12 protein-coding genes are annotated in these 17,786 nt (G+C 53.9%); 6 read left to right on the plus strand and 6 right to left on the minus strand.

The genetic code is table 11. The features are described 5' to 3' along the window. Nucleotides 1–662 precede the first annotated feature (662 nt). Together ACFO9Q_RS19870 and ACFO9Q_RS19875 are read right to left on the minus strand one after the other, a co-directional pair. Entirely contained in the window at nucleotides 663–2,672 is a 2,010-nt protein-coding gene (locus ACFO9Q_RS19870; protein ID WP_379185316.1) for an ABC transporter ATP-binding protein, read from the minus strand. A gap of 19 nt (nucleotides 2,673–2,691) precedes the next feature. Further along, nucleotides 2,692–4,446, minus strand: a complete 1,755-nt coding sequence (locus tag ACFO9Q_RS19875) for an ABC transporter ATP-binding protein (RefSeq protein ID WP_379185317.1) — start codon at nucleotides 4,444–4,446, stop codon at nucleotides 2,692–2,694. Nucleotides 4,447–4,966: 520 nt separating this feature from the next. On the opposite strand from ACFO9Q_RS19875, the gene ACFO9Q_RS19880 reads away from it, so the two are divergent. Beyond that, nucleotides 4,967–5,743: a hypothetical protein gene (locus ACFO9Q_RS19880; RefSeq protein WP_379185318.1), complete on the plus strand. Its 777-nt coding sequence runs from the start codon at nucleotides 4,967–4,969 to the stop codon at nucleotides 5,741–5,743. Between the two features lie 51 nt (nucleotides 5,744–5,794). Continuing rightward, on the plus strand, nucleotides 5,795–5,932 hold the full coding sequence (locus ACFO9Q_RS19885; protein ID WP_379185319.1) for a hypothetical protein: 138 nt from the start codon (nucleotides 5,795–5,797) through the stop codon (nucleotides 5,930–5,932). Here ACFO9Q_RS19885 and ACFO9Q_RS19890 read toward each other — a convergent pair. Further along, nucleotides 5,912–8,065, minus strand: coding sequence for a multicopper oxidase family protein (locus ACFO9Q_RS19890; RefSeq protein ID WP_379185320.1), 2,154 nt, complete (start codon nucleotides 8,063–8,065; stop codon nucleotides 5,912–5,914). The genes ACFO9Q_RS19885 and ACFO9Q_RS19890 overlap by 21 nt on opposite strands. Nucleotides 8,066–8,072: 7 nt before the next feature. Continuing rightward, the gene (locus ACFO9Q_RS19895; RefSeq protein WP_379185321.1) at nucleotides 8,073–8,591 is read right to left on the minus strand and encodes a hypothetical protein; all 519 of its coding nucleotides are present in this window, start codon (nucleotides 8,589–8,591) and stop codon (nucleotides 8,073–8,075) included. Between the two features lie 158 nt (nucleotides 8,592–8,749). Here ACFO9Q_RS19895 and ACFO9Q_RS19900 point away from each other — a divergent pair, with 158 nt between their 5' ends. After that, nucleotides 8,750–9,445, plus strand: a complete 696-nt coding sequence (locus ACFO9Q_RS19900) for a response regulator (protein WP_379185322.1) — start codon at nucleotides 8,750–8,752, stop codon at nucleotides 9,443–9,445. Next, nucleotides 9,442–10,797 (plus strand): sensor histidine kinase, encoded by a 1,356-nt coding sequence (locus ACFO9Q_RS19905; protein WP_379185323.1) that lies wholly within the window; start codon nucleotides 9,442–9,444, stop codon nucleotides 10,795–10,797. The genes ACFO9Q_RS19900 and ACFO9Q_RS19905 overlap by 4 nt, the downstream gene beginning before the upstream one ends. A gap of 395 nt (nucleotides 10,798–11,192) precedes the next feature. On the opposite strand, the gene thrS is transcribed toward ACFO9Q_RS19905, so the two are convergent. Continuing rightward, the gene (gene thrS, locus ACFO9Q_RS19910; protein ID WP_379185324.1) at nucleotides 11,193–13,112 is read right to left on the minus strand and encodes a threonine--tRNA ligase; all 1,920 of its coding nucleotides are present in this window, start codon (nucleotides 13,110–13,112) and stop codon (nucleotides 11,193–11,195) included. 154 nt (nucleotides 13,113–13,266) lie between these two features. Between thrS and ACFO9Q_RS19915 the strand changes: the two genes are divergently transcribed. Further along, complete coding sequence (locus ACFO9Q_RS19915; protein WP_379185325.1) at nucleotides 13,267–13,449, plus strand: hypothetical protein; 183 nt, start codon at nucleotides 13,267–13,269, stop codon at nucleotides 13,447–13,449. Between the two features lie 412 nt (nucleotides 13,450–13,861). Next, the gene (locus ACFO9Q_RS19920; protein ID WP_379185326.1) at nucleotides 13,862–15,469 is read left to right on the plus strand and encodes a stalk domain-containing protein; all 1,608 of its coding nucleotides are present in this window, start codon (nucleotides 13,862–13,864) and stop codon (nucleotides 15,467–15,469) included. Nucleotides 15,470–15,589: 120 nt separating this feature from the next. Here the strand turns inward: ACFO9Q_RS19920 and ACFO9Q_RS19925 are convergent, their stop codons facing one another. Further along, complete coding sequence (locus ACFO9Q_RS19925; protein ID WP_379185327.1) at nucleotides 15,590–17,749, minus strand: glycoside hydrolase family 52 protein; 2,160 nt, start codon at nucleotides 17,747–17,749, stop codon at nucleotides 15,590–15,592. Between the last annotated feature and the right edge of the window lie 37 nt (nucleotides 17,750–17,786).

Consider the following 17,786-nt stretch of genomic DNA (forward strand, 5'->3'; position numbering starts at 1 on the left):
CCTGCGAATGAGTGAGCATTCGTGAGAAAGCCCCTTAAATACGAGGGACGGAACTGAGCGACGTTATGGGGTGGAAAATAAGCATATTCTGAGGTCTTGCGGAACTGAGGGACGTTATTACTGCTATTCAGCGTTAATATATGGTGGATGGAGGCGAATAGCGTCGCTGAGTTCCGTAACCAATTGGAACATCGCCACATTCATTGAAATAAGAGCGCTCAGTTCCGTTGCGATTAACCGCTACTGCTTTGCAGAAGCGAGCGGGTGCGCTTTCTCACTCCTTTGCCCCACTATCCCCTTCGCTCAGGATTAGTGGCTATCGCGTTCAAAAGCGCCTATCGTATAGAGAAGAGAATAGCTGCCATCACCTGATTGTGATTCTAGTCCTGATCCTGTCCCTGTTCTTCCTGAACGAAGGGGATAGTGAGCAAAAGGAGACAAATAGGTAGACAGCCAGACAGGAAGACAGGCCGCTACGCCAGAACCGCGCTGCCCTCTCTCCCCCTCATCCTCCCCCTCCCTCCAGCACCGACTCATGGACATCTCATCTAATCATTCCGCCGATAAAAACATAAAAGCACCGGATGATGGATCAATCATCCGGTGCTTCGAGTGCCACAAAGTGGCGACACATATAATAGTTCACTCGCCTGTCAGCGGCTCTAGCCCGCCTGCTGCAGCTCATACATGCCGAAGTACTTGCCGCGCAGCGCCATGAGCTCATCGTGGCTGCCGCGCTCGACGATGCGGCCGCGGTCGAGCACGAGAATCTGATCCGCGCTGCGGATCGTGGAGAGGCGGTGCGCGATGACGAACGTCGTGCGTCCCTTCTTCAGCACATCCAGCGCCCCCTGGATGATTGCCTCAGTCTCCGTATCGATGCTGGCGGTCGCTTCATCGAGGATTAATATCGCCGGGTCATAGGCGAGCGCCCGGGCGAAGGAGATCAGCTGACGCTGACCAGCCGACAGCGTGCTGCCCTTCTCAATGACCGGCGCGTCGATGCCGCCCGGCAGCGCGCTGAACATCTCGTAGGCGCCCACATCACGCAGCGCCTGCTCGACCCGCTCGCGGCTAATCGCTGGATTATCCAGCGAGATGTTCGAAGCAATGGTGCCCGTGAACAGGAACGGATCCTGCAGCACAATGCCCATATGCTGCCGAAGCAGCTGCTTCGGCAGCTCTCTCACATCGCGTCCGTCGATGGAGATCCGTCCCTCCTGCGTATCATAGAACCGGAAGAGCAGGTTCAAGATGGAGCTTTTGCCAGAGCCGGTATGACCGACCAGAGCGACCGTCTCCCCTTGGCGCGCCGTAAGCGAGATGTCGCGAAGCACATAATCATCGCCCTTGTAGGCGAACGAGACGCCCTCGAACTTCACCTCACCCTTGTAGCGCTCAAGCTTGCCTGGCACCACATCGATTCCCTCCTGATCCATCAGCGTGAAGATCCGCTCCGCAGACACCCGCGCCGTCTCGAGATTGGACAGCTGGTTCACGATACCGACGATCGGCTGGAACATCCTGTTCATATAATCGACGAATGCATACAGCACGCCCACCGATACTGCTTCACCAAGCGAGTTGCCGAAGAACATCCACAGCACGATGAGGAAGATCACATTCCGGATGACGTTAACCAGGTTATGCGACGTAATCGAATTCAGGCTGAGCAGCTTGTTCTGATACGTATAATACGTCTCGTTCAGCTCCTCGAATTCCTTCATCGTCTCCTTCTGCCGGCGGAACGCCTGAATGATCGCCATCCCGCCGATGGATTCGTTAATCATCCCGTTAATCTCACTCAGCTTCGCGCGAATGACACGGTTGTAGCGAGCCGCGAAGCGGCGGTATACCTGAATCCACACGATCAGAATCGGCACAAGCGGCAGCGCGATCAGCGCCAGACGAGTATCCAGCAGGAACAACGCCCCGTAGATAGCCGTCATATACACAATCGCGGTGAAAAAATTAGCCAAAACATTCACATACAGCTCACGAATCGACTCCGTATCATTCGTCACCCGCGACACCACCTGCCCCGCAGACAGGTTGTCGAAGTAATTGACCGGCAGCCGCTGGATGTGCGCGAAGACGTCGTTACGCATCTTCTGCACAATTCGGTTAGCCGACGTCTGCAGGAGCAGCCGTTGACCATACGTGAACACGGCTCCTACCAATAATAGCCCCAGGTAGAAGAACGCCATTCTCAGCAGCCCGCCGAATTCCGGCTTGTAGAATTGGTACAGCTGCTTCGAGTCCAGCTTCACGACTGGGTACGTTGCCGTCTGCGTCTTATCCGCGCTCGTGATCGTCAGCTGTCCATCCACGACACGCCGCACGCCCTTGTCGAAGGCAAGCTTGCCGTCCAGCCAGTAGAACGTACGCCCTGCTTGCAGCACGCGCACCTCCTTGCCCTTCTCCTCGCCAGCTGCGAAGTGGTCCTCGCGCTTATACCAAGCGCCTTCATATTCCACCGCATAAGGCTGCTTGCCCTCAACCTGATGCCACTTTTTCTCAATACCCAGAATGTTCTGGTCAATCATCCGCTTCGCAATGAACGGTCCTGCCAGCTCCGCTGATACAGCGAGAATGAGCAGAATTAACGCCAGGATGATCGGTTTCTTATATAGCCAAGCATATCGCCATAATCTCTTGCTGTGATTCGTCATTGGGCCCGTGTCCCCTTCCTTAACCCGTCGTCGTCTCGACTAATTGTTCGAGCTGCTGACGGTCGTATTGTTCCTTGTACCAGCCCTCTTGCTGCAGCAGCTGCTCATGGGTGCCTTCCTGCACGATCCGGCCCTCATCAAGGACCAGAATCCAATCCGCATGCTGCACGGCTGATAATCTATGGGTTGTAATGAATGTGGTCTTGCCAGCCCGCTCCGTGCGGATGCCGTCAATAATCTCAGCCTCGGTCTTCGCATCTACTGCAGATAAAGCATCATCCAGCATCAGAATCTCCGGATCGCCGATGAGTGCCCGTGCGATGCTGACCCGCTGCTTCTGGCCGCCTGAGAGGGCGACACCCTTCTCGCCCACCATCGTATCGAGGCCATCTGGCAGGAATCGGATGTCCTTGGCGAAGGAAGCCCTCTCCAGCGCGCGCTGGAGATCCTCCGGCGAGCCATCCTTCTTCCCGAACAAGATATTCTCTCGGATGCTCCTGGAGAATAAGATCGGATTCTGCGGCACATAGCCGATCCAGCCAAGCAATTGATCCGTCGCAAGCTGATCCAGCGTCACATCGGACACCTTGATATCCCCGGCCCCAAGCGGATATTCTCTGAGCAGCTGCTTCAGCAGCGTCGTCTTGCCGCTTCCTGTGCGGCCGACGATGCCGAGCGTCTGTCCCTGCTTCAGCTCGAATGTCACATCCTTCAGGTTATCCGTCGTTGAGGTAGGATAGCTGAAGGTCGACTGAGAGAAGGTAATCGCATCCGGCTCTGTGACGGCCACAGGCTGCTCGGTCTCCGGAACATCCTGCTTGTAGTTCAGCGTCTCGCTGACCCGATCAAGCGAAGCATTACCCCGCTGCATGATGTTAATGAGTTCCCCAATCGCGAACATCGGCCAGATGAGCATCCCTAGGAAAATATTAAACGACACCAGCTCGCCGAGCGTAATCTCGTTATGGAACACCAGATAGCCGCCGTAGCAGAGGCCGATGAGGTAGCTCATCCCGACAAGCACCTTCATCGTGGGCTCGAAGAGCGCATCGATGCGGGCTACGGCGATGTTTTTGCCCACCACCTCTGCGGTCTTGCTCTGGAATCTCGCTTCATCCGCTTCCTCCTGCACGAAGGCACGAATGACGCGAACGCCCGACACGCTCTCCAGCACTTGGTCATTCAGCTCGCCGAAGCTGTCCTGCGCGTCCATGAACCGCTCGTGAATCTTCGCGCCGAAGTACTTAAGCGCAAGCGCCATGAACGGCAGCGGCAGCATGGCCGCAAGCGTCAGCTTGAATGAGATCAGAACGATCATCACAGCGAGGATCGTAATCATGAACAGCGTTGAGTCGACGAGCGTCAGGATCCCGAAGCCCGCCGTCTGCGAGACCGCACCGAGGTCGTTCGTTGAGCGGGCCATGAGATCGCCGGTCCGATTACGCTCGTAGAAGGTAGGCGTCATCTTCAGGAAGTGACGCATTAATCTGGATCGCATCAGCTTCTCTAAGACGAAGGCTCCTCCGAATAATTGATAATGCCACACATAAGTAATGGCATAGCCGACCACGGTCAGCGTGATCCACGCGGCTACGATCCAATAGAACTTGGCATCCGTCAGGAGACCTTGGTGGATGCCGTCAATGGTGTAGCCGAGCAGCCATGGCGGAATGACGTCGATGAAGCCTGTCAGTGTGAGCAGCGTGACCGCCACGGCATACCGCTTCCAGTTCATCTTGAAGAACCAGCTTAATTTTTTAAGTACAACGAACATGAGATCAACCTACTTTCCTTGCAAGAATCCTAATATTTAGCTTGCGTAACCCATCCGCTAATCCATACAACACAAAAAGCGCACCGCCTAATGCGATACGCTTCTTCCGAGTCATCTGAGAATGCGGCTTAGCCTGCAGACTGAGCCAGAGCGCGCTGCTCTGATCTAGCATCTGCCGGCAAGCCTTCCCTAGAGTCGCAAAAGGCGCACGATTACGCGAACGTAACCATGCGCCTCCCGACTCAAGTCTTACCCAGTCAGTTATTGAACGCGCGGATGGATTACGTCTAACGCTTCGGTATTCAATTGACTCCTAAATACAATTGTGTGGTTCGCACCGTTACGCATTAACGTAATCCTCCTCTCGAATAATTTCTTTCGCAACTTTACCACGGCTTTGAAAATCCTGTCAACGGGGTATCGCGTATTTTTTTGGTGAAGGCGGGATGGGCGGTGAGTGGGCGGGTAGCAACTATTTCCAATATATTAACGTCTAGGTCTAGTATATGGAGGTGTTCTGGTGAAGCTAACAACATTAGCAGTGATAACATACTTGGCTGTATGTCTCGTCCTACCTGGCATTACACATGCTGCTGTTACCCCAAAAAACATTACTGAAGTAGCTGACCCTGCTGTCAGAGCTGTTATTGAGGCAGAGTTTGATGGATCTAGAGGTTCGCTAGAGGTCGATAAGAAAAATTTCGGGATGCACCAACATGAATCTGCTCAGGAACTAGGTGAAGGAATTCCTTACTGGACGGTAGTTCAGGAAGAGTCTCTACAATTCAGTGGATATGTCTTCCCTATACTAGCTTCTGGTAGACAGGTCGGGGTTGTTTTTACAGAACAATCAGACGGTAAATGGCAAATTTTCAACATTAAAAACAACGATACACTTACACGAGATCTGGAATATGCCAAAAAAAACCTCACAGAAATGAATCAAGCAAGATTAATCTATGATCAAGCCTATGGTCTATATGCACTTGAAACGGAATTAACAACAGGTGAACCTGTTGTCCTTCCATTGAGGGACCATCTGTCTCTAAATATGCAAAAACACAAACTAATATCCATTGACGAATTCAATAAGAAAGTAAAACAATTAAACGATGAACGATCCGCCTCTCCTAAGAATTCCAAAGGTGCAATCCATACCGGTGGAGCCTCTGTCGGGGATCAAACCGTGGACCGTGCACTCGGTTATGATTCTGCGTGGTTAATCGGTGTAGCTGCCCTTGCCCTTCTTACTGCCATATACATGTACAAAAAAAGAACAATAAGAAGAACAAGCTGATGGCGTCTGTCCCTCTATATTGATTACACCTTCAGAAAGGAGATTATGCTTATGAAGAGGAATGTGGAGGAAGAATCCGAACGCACCGCAACCAGACAACTGGAGCAAGGCCTGTTCCGTGGGCTTATCGGCTACCCGAGCTTGATAGGAACGGCCGGGCAGCGGGTATTAATCCGGCAGATTCCCTGATCGCGTCCCTACCTCATAGGATGGCATGACGTGGTCGTACATCAAGTGCAGCACCATGCCCGTGGCGGCATGGTGAAGATTGTGGCAGTGGTCCATCCACATGCCGGGATTGTCCGCGACGAAGGCGACTTCATACCGCTCTCCTGGCTGTACGTTCAGCGTGTCCGTCACCCATGGCGTCTTGACCCGCTTCCCATCCTTACTCAGCACCGTCATATGATGCCCGTGCAGATGCATCGGATGCTCTGCCAAGCTCCGGTTCACGAAGGTTGTACGAACCCGTTCACCTTCCTTCACGACGAATGTCGGTGTGCGAGGGTGAACCTCGCCGTTCACCGTCCAGAGGAAGTAGAGGATCCCGTTATAGAACCCCATCCGATTGCCCATAATCATCGTGAAGTCTCGGTCGAACTTCATCCCCTCCGCGGTCAGTTCACTCTCGAGGGGATCGCCATAATCCGAAGGGTCGAACTCATGGAGCCCTGGCTCGAATCCTAAGTCGGCAGGCACCTCTCCAGTGTAGAATACGATGCCAGGCTTGTCCGCCGCATCAGCAGCCCCCATCTTGAACCCTACAGGATGATCCGGCATTACAAAAACAACCTCATATCTCCCGCCCGAAGCCACCCGAATTGCCGTTCGCTCCTCCAGCATCCCCGGGCTCTTAATGGACACACCGTCGATACTTGTTACCTGATACGGCACCCCTTGCAGCACATAATGCTCAGAGCTGTTATCCGTATTGATCACTCTTAGCCTTACCCTCGAGCCTGGCTGAACCTTACGCAGCTGCACCTCATCTTCATAGCCGAATGCAGTCCGCCCCCCTCCATCCCGTGTGGACCATCTATGATTCATGACCGTTATATCCTCATCGAATGCCTCCTCCGCCTCAGGCTCCACAGTAAGCGTTCCGAACAGCCCTCTCTCCACTTGGTCTGAGGCTTGCTGATGCGAATGGAACCAATACGTTCCTGCCTGCTTCGCATGGAACTTGTAGGTGAAGGATTGCCCCGGCAGCACAACATTCTGTGTCATTCCCGGCACGCCATCCATCGCATTCGGCACATTGTAGCCATGCCAATGGATGGTGACGCCTGAGTCGATATCCTTATTCACCAGCTTCACTTCCACCATCTCTCCCTGCTGCACGCGCAGCTCGGGTGCAATCTCCCCGTTATACGTCCAGCTGTCCACCATAGCTCCTGAAGCTAGAGTAACCTCCTTCTTCATGGCGACTAGCTCGAACGAGCTTGTTGCAGGAGCAGAGAGATCTCCCGTCAGATCCGCCACCTCCACCATTGATGCTTGTTGATTCTGGTTCTGACCGGCGGTATGATTGGCATGCCCGTTGGCATGCGCGCCATACCGTCCCTTGCTCGACATCATCGTCGGTGTTCCGCCGCCTTCGTCCATCGCCTGATGATTCATCATATCGGAAGCTTCAGGCAGCTTAGATGATTGAGCAGCGAGGAACAGCGAGGTAACCATAACGGCAAGGCTAACGACGACCGCCGCAGCGGTAACACCTGCAATCCTCACAGCTCGCTTCCACAGCTTCGGCCTAGGCAGCGGGCGTCTCAGTAACGCTCTATATCTCCGAACCGAATAATATCCAGGAGCAAGCACCAGAATAAGGAGCACGAGCAGCTTCAGCAGCAGATCCGTCAGATCAGGAAGAACCGGCTGGTCGAAAATAACGGTCTGCAAATGAACCACCGACGCTGCAGCCGACCCATATACAGGTATGACGAGCCCTGGATCTGCAGCCTGACGGGAGATATCCAAGGATACAGCCTCCTTGCCCGCTTCTCTATCCGCACTCACCCGTGCCAATCTCGGCAGCGTGTAGATCAAGACTGGCATATAGCCGACTAGCAGGAGTGGCACCATTATTATCACCGTACCCTCCACCATGAGCCAACCGCCGCTGATCCACTGCTGGGCGACGAACCCGCACCACACGAGCAGAATCGCAGCACCGCTCCAGCACAGTCCAAGCGCCGCCCCTCTTGACAGCGCAAGGCCTCGGTTCGTTCTCCGCTCTGACAATCCCGTGACCAGCACGCTTGCAGCAGCCGCAAGCAGGGTCATCGTTATAGCACACAATACACTGACTATTGTCTCTATCATGTCTGATCTACCCCTTCCGTGCTGTCTTGCGAATGCGTCCGAAGGGCTTGAAGTAAGAGATCGCCGTCATGAACACAAGTCCGGCGATATTCGCAATAGCCCCGCCAAGCAGAGCATGACTCGTGCTTAAGAAGCTTGGGTTGCTTAGCGCGTGCATACGCTCGGCATCTCCCATACTTATCACAGCAGACAGCCAGTCCCCCATCCACCCAATTCCGAATACGATCAAGGACAGAGTCAGGACGAGCTTAATAACTATCCAGTAATAAGTGAACAGTCCCCAATTCGTCCACACCGACAGAGCTAGCCCTGTCAGGAAGGCTGCAAGCGCAGTATACCTAATCATCACCATGTCCACGAGATGCATATTAGCAAGGGTGTAATAGAGCTGTTCTCCATTACTTGACTTCAGCATATAGCTGCCCAACAGCAGCATGACAAGAGCACCTCCGAGCCAACATACGACGGCCAGCACATGTATGGTTATAAGCAGCTGCTTCCCTCTTAGCGGCAGTCTGAACTTCATAACAATTCCTCCTCATTCATCGTGATGAACATAGGCTATCACCAGAATGTTGCGATCTTGTGATGAAGTGATGCAGAGGTTGTGAGAGATTACGCGTGCCGGCAAGAATCCTATATAATGGGTAGAAAAAGAACACGAAGAAAGAGAGGCTTCCGCAGATGGGAATCAAGCTATTAGTCGTGGAGGATGAGGAAAAAATATTGTCTCTCATGGACAGCTTCCTGCGGAACGAAGGGTATGAAGTGATTACAGCAGCGGACGGCGCGGCTGCAGTGAAGCTATATATAGAGCATGTTCCGGATATCGTCATCCTCGACTGGATGCTTCCGCTCATGAACGGCATCGATGCTTGCCGCCGTATTCGAGAGCTCGGACAGCCTGGTATCATCCTTGTTACGGCCAAGGATGAGGAGACAGACAAGATCATCGGTCTCGAGATGGGGGCGGACGATTATTTGACGAAGCCCTTCTCCTTAAGAGAGCTGTCGGCACGGATCCGCTCTCTGCTCCGGCGTATGAATAGAGAGGATCGAAGTGGTACGGACCCTGTGATGAGACGCGGTGAGCTGACCATCCACGAGGACAGCCTGCAAGTGTTCAAGGGGAATCAGGAGCTGCGCCTGACTCCGACGGAGTACAAGCTGCTGCATCTTCTAGCCTCCAAGCCAGGGCGGGTGTACAGCCGGATGCAGCTGCTGCAGCATGCGTTCGAGGAAGAATTTATCGTGGACGAGCGGACGGTGGATGCCCATATTAGCAAGCTTCGCCGCAAGCTTGAAGACGACAGCTCGAATGCAGCCTATATCCAGACCGTATACGGATTTGGATATCGATTCGGGAGCGGCGGATCATGAGAATTCGAACCAAGCTTTTCCTTTCCATGGGACTTTTAGTGATTGGAGTTTTGTTCTTCTTCTTTTTTGTAACCTTCGTGCAGTTCTACCTCGCGCGTGATGTGGCTTACTTCGAGAACAGGGAGGTGTTCAACTCCTTGGAGGAAGAGTTCGAGGCGTACTACGGGGAGCATCGCTCTTGGGAGGGGGTCGATAGGGAACGCTTCACGTCCAGCGGAGCCTTCGTGGAGATTGCCTTGGTGGCAGACGGCGCGACCCTCTACAAGCAAGGCAGCTTGAGCCTGAGCAGCTTGCGCAACGACGGCTTCCCGCTGATGCTTGAGGCGGATGGGCGCAAGATTGGCCGGCTCTACGTCATGGACGAACGACAGTTCAAGACGTATGACTTCAAGCGCATGTGGGTCGATAGGCTCCCTATTGTTGCTCGTGCGTCGCTTTTTTTCACCTGTATAGCCTCCTTCATCACGATTCTAATTCTATCCTGGCGGATGTCAGTGCCGATTCGCAAGATTATGAAGGGCATTGCTCACATGTCTACTGGAATGCCTGAGACAATCCTCCCTGTGAGGAGGAAGGATGAGTTCGGAGAGATTGCTCGCGCGCTGCGGTCAATGAATGAGAGCATGTCAGCTCTGGAGCGCTCGCGTAAGCAGCTGTTCTCCGATGTGGCGCATGAGCTGAAGACGCCGCTTATGATTATGCAAGGGGAGCTGGAGCTTGCACAGGAGATGGATACTGCCCTTACTCGGGAGAAGCAGGCGTCCCTGTTAGATGAAGTGCTGCGGCTGTCCCGCTTGGTACATGATGTGCTCGACTTGTCGAGGATGGAGGCGGGGCATGAGGAGCTTCGAGCGTCGACTGTGAATGTCGTTCAACTGGTGGACAGCGTCGTGGACAAGACCTTGTTCCTGGCAGAGGATAAGGAGATTGTGATGGAACGGGAAGGCGTGGAACAGCTCTATGCGGCTGTAGAGAAGACTCGTATCCTTCAAGCTATCTATAATATAGTGACCAATGCGATTCACTACACAAGCAGCGGTGGCAAGGTTATTGTTCTGTGTGACCAAGTGATGCATCCTAGCGGTCGAGCGGGCGCCTATGCTCGTATTACAATAGAGGACAATGGTGCGGGAATTCCGCCGGAAGAGCTGCCTCTCATCTTCGACCGCTTCTATCGCGCCGACTCCTCACGGACGCGACTCAGCGGCGGAACGGGCCTCGGCCTTGCTATCGCGAAGCAGAATGTTATGCTGCATGGCGGCTGGATCGATGTAGCCAGCGAGGTGGGTAAGGGGACCAGATTCGAGCTGTATCTCCCTATGTCGGAGCCGCATCTGACCGTTGATTCATAGCCTTGCAAGTGGTAGTATACGAGTATGAAGAACTTCCAACTAGCGTAGACTTGAAAAAGAGCCTTTGCCGCTCCAACGGCAAAGACTCTGAGGACAAAAGGCTGTGGACACCCACGGCGCGCTAAGTGTTACCTAAAGCGAAACCCACCGTTAGGCCTCTACCTTAGGCGGTGGGTTTTTCGCTTGTTCAGCTGCCGTCTCATCCATCGATAGAGCTTCCGTATACTAAGCGCAAGGCTTAGAATGGTAGCAATCCACTTAAGGATATCCAGTAGCGCCACAAGTGCGACCATGGCATCACCTCCTCTCGGAAGGCTGCGCCGTGGTCACTCCACCGCTTATAGTCCCTGCTATAAATATAGCATATAGTCGTCCCAGTGTTACATTAATATATTCTACTCCGCCGCCTTGCTCCGAATCTCACGGGCTACCCGCTCCGCGAACGCCCCCAACTCCTGCACGCCAAGATTCCCAACTCCGCGCCTCCGAACGGAGACCGTTCCACTTCCCGCTTCCTGCTCACCTAGCACGAGCATATAAGGCACCTTGGACAGCTGAGCCTCACGGATCCGATAGCCCAGCTTCTCCTCACGCTCATCCACCTTCACCCGAATGCCCTGCTCCTTCAGCCTCCTGCGCACCTCAGCCGCATAATCCGCCTGGCTTGTTGATACGGGCAGCACGATAACCTGTACGGGCGCCAGCCATGCCGGGAACTGCCCGCTGTAATGCTCCGTCAAGATTCCGATGAACCGGTCGATGGAGCCGTATACCGCACGGTGGATAACCACTGGCCGATGCTTCTGATTATCCTCCCCAATATAAGACAACTCGAACTTCTCCGGCATCTGGAAGTCCAGTTGAATCGTTCCGCACTGCCAGCTTCGCTTCAGGGCGTCTTGAATGTGGAAGTCGATCTTCGGTCCGTAGAAAGCCCCATCACCCGCGTTCAAGCGGTAAGTTACCCCACGGCTATCTAGGACATTACGCAGCGCAGACTCCGCCCTGCCCCACAGCTCATCAGACCCTAGAGACTTCTCCGGCCGAGTCGACAGCTCGATACGGTACTCGAACCCGAACACCCCATAGATCTGGTCGATCAGAGCCATCACCCGGTGAATCTCCTCCTCGATCTGATCAGGACGAACGAAGAGATGCGCATCATCCTGGCAGAAAGTCCTCACCCGCATCATGCCATTCAGCGCTCCTGAGAACTCGTGGCGGTGCACCTGACCGAATTCAGCCAGCCGGATGGGCAGCTCCCTGTAGGAGTGGCGCTGATTCTGGTAGATGAGCATATGCCCCGGGCAGTTCATAGGCTTCAGCGCATATGGCGTCTCATCGATACTCGTGAAGTACATGTTGTCCTTGTAGTGATCCCAGTGGCCCGACTGCTCCCACATCCCCCGGTTCATCATGAGCGGCGTGCGCACCTCATCGTAGCCTTCCTCCTGCTGTAGCATGCGAGCGAAGCTCTCCAGCTCACCCCTTACAATCATCCCGTTGGGCAGATAGATCGGCATGCCCGGCGCTTCCTCTGAGAACATGAATAGCTGCAATTCCTTTCCCAGCTTCCGATGATCCCGCCGCTTCGCCTCCTCCAGCAGGAATAAGTGCTCCTCTAGCTGCTTCTTATCCGGGAATGCCGTCCCATAGATCCGCTGCAGCATCTGGTTGTCCGCTTGGCCCCGCCAGTACGCTCCCGCCGTATGCAGCAGCTTGAACGCCTGTATCCGCCCAGTCGATGGCAAGTGGGGCCCGCGGCACAAGTCGACGAACTCCCCCTGCTCATAGAGTGAGATGACCTCATCCTCCGGCAATTCCCTCAGCAGCTGGAGCTTAAGATCCTCCCCCCGTTCCGCGAAAATCCTCCCAGCCTCTTCCCGGCTCACCTCCCGCCGCTGAATCGCCAGATTCTCCTTCACAACGCGAAGCATCTCCTGCTCAATCTGCTCGAGATCGTCCGGCGTCAGAGGCCGCTCCAGCTCCATGTCGTAGTAGAATCCGTCTGCGATGACGGGACCGATTCCCAGCTTCACCGCCGCTCCGCCGTACAGTCGCTTCACGGCTTGAGCCAGGAGGTGTGCCGCGCTGTGGCGGCTCACCTCCAAGCCTTCTGCCGAATCCTGAGTTAACAGTTCCACAGCTGCATTCTCTGTGATTGATGCGCTTAGATCAACGATCTTGCCGTCTATCTTGCCTGCGACTGCCCTCTTGCGAAGGCTCGGGGAGATGAACCCCGCAAGCTGCTCCAATGTCGTTCCTGCCTGCACCTCTCTGCTAGCTCCGTCTGGCAATATCACTTGAATAACCATACCTGTTCACCTTCCTGATTCATCAGCATCAAGACAAGCGGGAGGTGTGCCTAAGTGCTATATGTGAACGAACAAAAAAGCACACATCCCGCAAAGGGACGAGTGCTTGTAAACTCGTGGTTCCACCCTAAATTCGACCCATTGGCATAGAGCTATGCTGCAGGGTCCTCATATAGCATCCGTTAACGGGGATGAAGCGGAGGCGATTACAGCCGTTCCGAGCACTACAGAGCTAGTCGGACGGGTTCCACGCCACAGCTACAGAGGGGTAACTTCATCGTCAGATCCGAAGGAGCTTGCAGCGGTTGCCCCTCTCTCTGCGCTGTCTGAAGGATGAGATCATGTCTCTGATGATCGCTTATGGGATATGTTGGGATGAATTATATATCCAGGGACGAATCTTTGTCAACGGTAGGAATGCGGAGGAATGCGGAGGCCTTTGTCGAATAATAGGACTGGAGCATTCAGCGGACCTTAGCCGAACCTAGCCGGTCCTAGCGGACGGAACTCACAGATCTTATTTGCATGGAATCGGCATTTTTGCAGGGTCTAACGGAACGGAGAGCCCTTATCTGCCTAAGAAAGTCCCGGTTCTCCTCCGAAATAGCCAAATAAGAACTCCTAGTTCCGATAGCTTCAGAAATGTTGCCATACAGGTAAAATAACGGCTGTAGGTTCCGTTAGACATCCATGTCATCTGAGAATCAGCAGAAGCAATATGTCCAAGATTCACATAAGGAGACTTGTATATGATGAAAAAATGCCAATTCCCGCTTTCACTCCTGCTCCTGCTCCTGCTCATGCTCATGCTCATGCTCGCCGCCATACTCTCGCCAACCCATTCACTTGCCGCGGACAATACATACTTGTCAGAGAAGGATGGAGTGGAGCTGAACCTAACCTACACCGAGACACCGCCTAAGCGCCCGCTCCCGAAGATTCTGAATGCAGCCCAGTATGAGCTGAAGTGGAAAAAGGGCAATCATCTAGATTTGAATCTCGTACAAGATGAGCAGGGTGTGTTATACAGCGCAGACAGCAACAATACCATTCATGCTATCTATCCGAACGGCAAGGAGAAGTGGTCGCTGAAGCTTGACCCCGGATTTGAAACCCTTATCAACTTATTCCTTGGACAAGACGGCACACTATACGCACATACGGATGACCAATTAACTGTGCGAGGAACTTCCGTCATTTATGCCATATCTCCTAAGGGAACTATTAACTGGAAGCTAGATTCCAACGAGCTAATTAGTTCTCATAACTATCAATTTGCTGGTGATGCTAGAGGCAATCTATATCTTTTCAACGAGGATGGGTTAGTGTCACTTAATGCTAAGGGAAAAATAAACTGGGTGAATACGAAATTTACTTCCGCTGACCCATGGGATCTTACAGACGAAGGACTAAGCATCAGCCTGTTCTTGGATAGGTCAGGCCATTTGTACTTGAATTCCGACGAAGGAGAGGTCATTTCCGTAGATTCAGACGGAGTGGAGAGATGGCGATCCGGGCGTTTAGACTTTGTGCATGCATTTGCAAATTTTCACCCTTACTTCTCTGATACTGGTCTTATCTACTTCCTCACCATAGACGGCCTTAAGGCGTTGCGGACAGAAGATGGTAGTACCGTTAATCTCGCTAGGACGGTCGATAACGCAGATATCTTGTCAGCAGGAGTCCCCTCTGACGGGAGGGGAGGATTCTACATTGGCGATCAAGGCAGATTATTCAAAATCAACCTGAACGGAGTGGTCCTCTGGGAGTACATTGGAAGAGGTTCTGAAACGCAGGGGTTAGGTTATTTGGACGATCTTCTGACGGACCCTATGGGAAATCTCTACTTCTCAACGGGCGCGGGTAATATAATTGGTCTTAACAGCAATGGACAGGAGTTCTTCGTATTCTTGCGCAATGCATTCTGGCATAAGCATGTCAATCTGACCCTAGGCAAAAACGGAAATATCTACTCCACAAGCTTCGATATTGGAATGCTCGCCTTCGGCAAAAAGCAAGTTCAGGTGTATGTAGACAACCTCAGCTTGCCGCTGGACGTTGCTCCGATTAAGCAGAATGGGACTGTGCTCGTGCCGTTCAGGGCCCTGTTCGAGCACTTCGGGCTGGACGTGAAGTGGGATGCAGCGACGAGGAAGGTAACGGGAACGAAGGAAGGGCTGGAGATCCAGCTGACGGCCTTACAGAAGGTTGCTTATGTGAATGGGAAGCCGAAGCCGCTGCTTGCAGCTCCAGTCATTCAGGGAGGCAACACCTTCGTGCCGCTTCGATTCCTTGGGGAGACACTGGGCAAGAAAGTAAGCTGGGATGGGATAAGCTCTTCGGTTAATATCAACTAAATTCTACCCAATCTCCGTTGATTCGTAATCATCCATCGATAGAGCTTCCGAATACTAAGATTAAACCACAAAGAGGATCAGCCCGCTCAACATGCGGGCTGATCCTCTTCTCTCTATCCTCTACACTTGCAAGGCGGCGTCGTTACCGCGAGCGGCAGCCTCTCGGGAGGCGGTCTCCTCCAGCCAGAGGATGGCGGTGACGCCGCGCGGGTAGTACTTGCTGCCGGTGATCTCGCCGGAGATGATCTGGTCGCTCCAGCTCCAGATCGACAGCTTCTCGTGCGTCAGCCAAGCCACGTGAGCGGCGTCGGCCTTGCGGCTTTGCTCATCCCACGCGAGGCCCAGCAGCTCGCGGGCGATGAACTGGCTGAGGTAGATCTTGCTCAGCCAGCTGTTGTTCGAGGTGGATGAGATCTTCCATCCTCCATCCTCGAAGAGGCAGATGCCCGGCTGGAGCACATGGGCCAGATGCGTCTTCAGCGCGCCGATGTACTCGGCGAAGCGCCCATTCGCATCAAGCGCTTCCGCGCAGCCGGTGTAGTAAGGGAAGATTAGCCCTTCGATGGCAGGGATAATCTTCGAGTCGTTGCCTTCCCCGATGACGGCTGGAATATAGCCGTCTTCAGTTACATGCGCGACGATTGTAGCTGCGCATTTGTCCGCTTGCTCGCCAGCGAGCTGCGCCAGCTCGCCGCGTCCGTTCTCCGAGAATAGCTTCTCGATCGCGAGATAGGAAGCCCAGCTTTTGCCAGCCAAGTAGATGTTGTTACGTGATTGCCCCAGAGATACGTCCAGAGAGTCATAGGTCGTAATCTCCGCTCCACCCATTGTGCGGGAGCTGTCGAGGCCCATTACCCCATTGCGCTCGGCCGGATCCGGATGATCTCGATTGACCAGGCTCGTGAGGCAGCGCTCGAACACCGGAAGGCGCGACTGGAGCCAAGCTTGATCACCGGTCTTCTCCACATACGCCGCCGCGCAGAGCACCCAGTTCGTCAACTGCTCATGAGTCATATGCGAGAAGCAGCCATCGATGCCATACCGTTCATAGGAGGAATAGCCTGGACGGGAGACGGTATTCGCGACCCCCATATCATGCGTGAAGGAGATTCCACCGGGGTGGGGGGTAGGGTCGTTCGGGAAGAAGACGGTGTCCTCGTAGCTGAATCGATCGACGAACATATCAAGCTCGTTGCGCACGGTCCAAGGATTAAGCTTCAGCTCGAAGAACAGCTGGTCCACCGTCAGGTCGAACGTGTTCATCATCCGGTACTCGCCTTCGTTCACGACCCAGAACGGCTTGCCCTCGTAGTCAAGGAACTCTGTGGAGCCGTAGTAACTGCGGATCGCGTGCGCAAGCTGGAACTTCTGGTCCTCGGACAGTGCGGAATCCTCCACTAAGGCATTGCCTGCCACTGCAGCCCTCTTCAGCTCCTCGAATTGTTCCATTGCATATTCACCAACAGATTCAATATTCGGGAAGTACCGATTGTAATAATAGCTGGCATCCAGCCCCGCCGTCACATAGCCGCTGCGATGGAAGCAGACCGCGAACCGATAGGTGCGGCTCTCGCCCGCCTCCGTGTCCATAATGAACGTGCCGATATGCCCGAGACCGAACGTCCAATTCTCTACGAGCGGCTCCGTCAATATATCCTCCAACGAGAAGTGCAGAGCCGATGTTACCCCTGGGTCATCCGAGACAATGGCATAATTACGCCCTTGCCCAACCCCTCGCAGCGTCGCGCTCGTATCGTCAATACGGCGCATGGAGGAGTAAGCGTCAGTACCGTTGTATCCGTAGAAAGCTCGCCGCGCCCGCTCCGACTTCGTATTGTCTACCGTAATCTCAACTAGAACCGCCGGCACGAGCACCGCCTTCAATTCCTCAGGCGACGCCGTCTCCGGGTCGGGAACACTGCGTACCTGAGAGTAGATTGTGAAGGTCAGGTCGCCAGCCGTCCATGTGTCCGTGCCTAAGCGGAAGTCTCGCTTCACTTGAGCGCGGGCAAACGGGTGAATGATCTTCGGCTTATTCGGTGAAGGATCGGGATTCTCCACATCGTACCGCTTGCTCTCGTCCTCCTCCGGCACATTGAAGAAAGGCAGCGCATCGTAGCCTGTTCCGTCTTCTCTCTCAAGGCCGATATAGACATTCTGCTTCGGCGAACGCCCCAGCTCGAGATCCAGTCCTCCTCCCGCTCCCGGGAAGCCTAAGGTGAAGCTTGCGAATGCGCCGATCGGTGAGTGATGCGCATTGAAATATTGGTTAGCTGCCATAGGTCAGATGAACACTCCTTCATTATGAGGCATACGT

This window comes from Paenibacillus sp. GCM10023252 (genome assembly GCF_042653305.1).
Taxonomy (GTDB): Bacteria; Bacillota; Bacilli; order Paenibacillales; family Paenibacillaceae; genus Pristimantibacillus.

Excerpts from the sequence above, each read along its gene's own strand:
- thrS (WP_379185324.1), bottom strand. The coding sequence starts at position 13,112 with ATGGTTATTCAAGTGATATTGCCAGACGGAGCTAGCAGAGAGGTGCAG.
- ACFO9Q_RS19885 (WP_379185319.1), top strand. The coding sequence starts at position 5,795 with ATGAAGAGGAATGTGGAGGAAGAATCCGAACGCACCGCAACCAGACAA.
- ACFO9Q_RS19925 (WP_379185327.1), bottom strand. The coding sequence starts at position 17,749 with ATGGCAGCTAACCAATATTTCAATGCGCATCACTCACCGATCGGCGCA.
- ACFO9Q_RS19905 (WP_379185323.1), top strand. The coding sequence starts at position 9,442 with ATGAGAATTCGAACCAAGCTTTTCCTTTCCATGGGACTTTTAGTGATT.
- ACFO9Q_RS19870 (WP_379185316.1), bottom strand. The coding sequence starts at position 2,672 with ATGACGAATCACAGCAAGAGATTATGGCGATATGCTTGGCTATATAAG.
- ACFO9Q_RS19900 (WP_379185322.1), top strand. The coding sequence starts at position 8,750 with ATGGGAATCAAGCTATTAGTCGTGGAGGATGAGGAAAAAATATTGTCT.
- ACFO9Q_RS19920 (WP_379185326.1), top strand. The coding sequence starts at position 13,862 with ATGATGAAAAAATGCCAATTCCCGCTTTCACTCCTGCTCCTGCTCCTG.
- ACFO9Q_RS19875 (WP_379185317.1), bottom strand. The coding sequence starts at position 4,446 with ATGTTCGTTGTACTTAAAAAATTAAGCTGGTTCTTCAAGATGAACTGG.
- ACFO9Q_RS19890 (WP_379185320.1), bottom strand. The coding sequence starts at position 8,065 with ATGATAGAGACAATAGTCAGTGTATTGTGTGCTATAACGATGACCCTG.
- ACFO9Q_RS19915 (WP_379185325.1), top strand. The coding sequence starts at position 13,267 with ATGCTGCAGGGTCCTCATATAGCATCCGTTAACGGGGATGAAGCGGAG.
- ACFO9Q_RS19895 (WP_379185321.1), bottom strand. The coding sequence starts at position 8,591 with ATGAAGTTCAGACTGCCGCTAAGAGGGAAGCAGCTGCTTATAACCATA.